The organism is Saccharomonospora iraqiensis subsp. paurometabolica YIM 90007 (genome assembly GCF_000231035.2).
GTDB lineage: Bacteria > Actinomycetota > Actinomycetes > Mycobacteriales > Pseudonocardiaceae > Saccharomonospora > Saccharomonospora paurometabolica.
In genome coordinates this window covers 51,927-55,090 of sequence record NZ_KI912216.1, presented here as the reverse complement: position 1 = coordinate 55,090, position 3,164 = coordinate 51,927, and the positions used below count along the sequence as shown (strand labels likewise).

The following is a 3,164-nucleotide window of genomic DNA, read 5'->3' as shown; positions in this document are numbered from 1 at the left end:
GCGGAGGTGGTGCGGTCCACCCCGGGCGGTGCCGCCGGGCCCGCGGCGCAGGAGCGGGACGCGGGGGCCGGTCGCGGGGGCGGGTCGGTGGTGCGTCTGCGGATAGCGGGGCGTTGTCCGGTCGGTCGTTGGTCGCTATCCGTGGTACGCACGCCGTGGTGTCGCCTCCCGTGACGGCCGGGCGTCAACCGTGTCCGGCCATCCTGTCGATGATCTCCGCGGCGCGGGAGAGCACCTCGCGCTCCTCGCCGCTCAGTTCCGCCAGTCGCTCGTCGAGCCAGGCCTCGCGCCGCGAGATCGTCGCGTGCACGTAGTCCAGCCCGGTGTCGGTCAGGGCCACGATCGCCTGCCTGCCGTCGGTGGGATGCGGGCTCCGCCGGACGAAGGAAATCTCCTCCAGCGCGGTGATCACCCGCGTCATCGACGGTGGCCGCACGCCTTCCCTGGTCGCCAGCTGCCCGGGCGTCATCGCCCCGCATTTGTGCAGTGTGGACAACGCCGAGATCTGCGTCAGGGACAGGTCCTGACTTCCCCGCTGTGCCCGTAACCTGCGGTTCAGCCGCACCACAGCGAGCCGCAGCCGACTGGCCAGCGACCGCTGCTCAGCTGATCCCGACACATCCTTAGCATACCTCACGATCGACTCCCGACACAGCGAACGGGTGCGGGCTCACACCGGACGCGCCCGATCGCCCGGGACCGGACGGCCTTCGCACCGTCGGTCCCGGGCGATCGGCGCACAGTAGCCGACGTGGGAGAACCCACCCGGGACCCAGTGGCCGGCTCCCGGGCGTGGACGCCTCAGCCGAGCGCGTCCTGGATCGGGCCGATGGCGAAGTAGACGACGAACGCGGCCGCCACGATCCACATCAGCGGGTGCACCCGGCGGCCCTTGCCGGTGGCGGCCTGGATCAGCACGTAGCTGACGAACCCGGCCCCGATGCCGTTGGCGATCGAGTAGGTGAACGGCATCACCACGATGGTCAGGAACGCGGGCAGCGCGATGGAGAAGTCCCGGAAGTCGATCTCGGTGATCTGCCGGATCATCAGCGCGCCCACGATCACCAGCGCCGGGGCGGCGGCCTCGATCGGCACCACCTCGTACAGCGGGGTGAAGAACATCGCGGCGAGGAACAGCAGACCGGTCACCACGTTCGCCATGCCCGTGCGCGCCCCCTCGGCGATGCCCGAGGCGGACTCCACGAAGACGGTGTTCGAGCTGGCCGAGGCCGCACCACCGGACACGGCGCCGAGCGAGTCGACGAACAGGGTCTTGCCGACGTTGGGCAGGTTGCCGCGCTCGTCGACGAGGTTCGCCTCCCGGCCGAGCCCGGTCATCGTGCCGATGGTGTCGAAGAAGTCGGTGAGGACCAGGGTGAACACCAGCAACGCCGCCGTGAGCGCGGGCACCTGGGCCCACGCCCCGAAGGACACCTCCCCCACGAGGGAGAGGTCCGGCAGGCCGACGAGGTCGTCGGGCAGGGCGGGATAACCGAGGTTCCAGCCCTTCGGGTCCTCACCGGCGGACGGACCGACACCGGCGACCGCCTCCACGATCACCGCGAGCACCGTGCCCGCGAGCACCCCGATCAGGATGGCGCCCTTGACGTTCTTCGCCACCAGCACCGCCATGATGATCAGACCGACGACGAAGACCGCGGTCGGCCACGAGGCGATCGAGCCGTCGATGCCCAACTGCACCGGGACGGTGGTGTCGGCGACGTCCGGCACGCGGCGCACGAACCCCGAATCGACCAGGCCGATCAGGCTGATGAACAGCCCGATCCCCACGGCGATGCCCGCCTTGAGCTGCTGCGGCACCGCGTTGAACACCATCGTGCGCACCCCGGTGAGCACCAGGATCAGCACCACGATGCCGTTGACCAGCACCAGCCCCATCGCGGCGGGCCAGGTCATCAGCGGGGCGATGTTCACCGCCACCAGGGCGTTGATGCCCAGGCCCGCCGCCAGCGCGAACGGGTAGTTCGCGACGACCCCCATGAGAATGGTCATCACCCCGGCGACGAGCGCGGTGACGGCGGCCACCTGCGGCACCGGCAGGATCGCGCCGGTGGCGTCGGTGGCCGCACCCGGATCGTCGGCGGAGAAGCTGCCCAGGATCAGCGGGTTCAGCACGATGATGTAGGCCATCGTCACGAACGTGACCAGCCCGCCCCGGATCTCCCTGCCGGGCGTGGACCCGCGCTCGCTGATCCGGAAGAACCGGTCCAGCCGGGACCGCGCCGGGTCCTCCATGGTCACCTCGGACATCACTCACCTGCCTCGCGTCGGTACCGGCAGCGGTAGCCTGGCCTGCGTGGACGAACCGAGCAACACGCCCGAGGGCACAGGACGGCTTCGTCCTCCCCCGGATCTGCCCCGGTCCCTGGTCAGCCCGTGGGTTCCCGTGATCGGGGGCACGACCGCGTGGTTGTGCGCCTTCGTGGTGCTGTTGGTGCTCGGGATCCACGGCGTGTGGTTGTGGACGACCCTCGCGGGCGCCGGGGTCGGACTGCTCGGCATGAGCATCATGCTCTGGCAGCGGGCGGCCTCCCGCAGGGGGTCCCGTTTCGGTCAGAGAAACCTTTAACACACCGACCGGCCCGGGGTGACGCGCGGGACGATCCGAACGCTGGCCGGGCACCTCAGCCGAGCAGCACACCGGGCTCCGGCTCCTCCAGCAACGCGACGACCATCGCACGGTCGGACCACCGGCCCGCCGCCCACGCGAACGCCCGCGCCAACCCCTCCGTCGAGTCGGCCGCGTGCACGGTCCCGGGCGGTGTTCCGGGGGAGTCCGCGAGTGGCTCGCACCACCACGGGACCGCGCGGCCGTGCACCCGCAGGTCCGGATGCACCACCACGCCCCCGTCCGGCACCGGCAGGTCGAGCAGGTCGGCGACCTCGACGAGCGCGGGCAGCGCCGACCATTCGACGAACTCCCCGTCGTCGTCCGGTACGCCCGCCGTCTCCTCGCTCGCCAACGGGAGGTCGAGCACCTCGGCCAGCGCGGGGGCGTCGGCGTGGTCCCGGGGCGCGACCAGCCGTTCCGGCGGCCACACGGGCAGCAGCCAGGGAGCGTCCAGCACGAGGGCGTCGGTGGCATCGGCCACCGTGCCGTCGAGCGCGCGGACCCGGTCCGGAGGGTCGATCTCCCGGGCGGC

Annotated in this window: 3 protein-coding genes and 1 pseudogene; 1 reads left to right on the top strand and 3 read right to left on the bottom strand. The window is 71.4% G+C overall.

The window, feature by feature from the left end:
- Window positions 1-184 precede the first annotated feature (184 nt).
- Both SACPADRAFT_RS0206970 and SACPADRAFT_RS0206965 read right to left on the bottom strand, forming a co-directional pair.
- Window positions 185-637, bottom strand: coding sequence for a MarR family winged helix-turn-helix transcriptional regulator (locus SACPADRAFT_RS0206970; RefSeq protein WP_007027047.1), 453 nt, complete (start codon window positions 635-637; stop codon window positions 185-187).
- A gap of 164 nt (window positions 638-801) precedes the next feature.
- Complete coding sequence (locus SACPADRAFT_RS0206965; RefSeq protein ID WP_007027046.1) at window positions 802-2,271, bottom strand: NCS2 family permease; 1,470 nt, start codon at window positions 2,269-2,271, stop codon at window positions 802-804.
- Window positions 2,272-2,317: 46 nt separating this feature from the next.
- On the opposite strand from SACPADRAFT_RS0206965, the gene SACPADRAFT_RS0206960 reads away from it, so the two are divergent.
- Window positions 2,318-2,590, top strand: a complete 273-nt coding sequence (locus tag SACPADRAFT_RS0206960; RefSeq protein WP_233357133.1) for a DUF2530 domain-containing protein — start codon at window positions 2,318-2,320, stop codon at window positions 2,588-2,590.
- 55 nt (window positions 2,591-2,645) lie between these two features.
- Here the strand turns inward: SACPADRAFT_RS0206960 and SACPADRAFT_RS0206955 are convergent.
- Window positions 2,646-3,164: pseudogene (locus tag SACPADRAFT_RS0206955) on the bottom strand (sacsin N-terminal ATP-binding-like domain-containing protein); the annotation flags it as partial.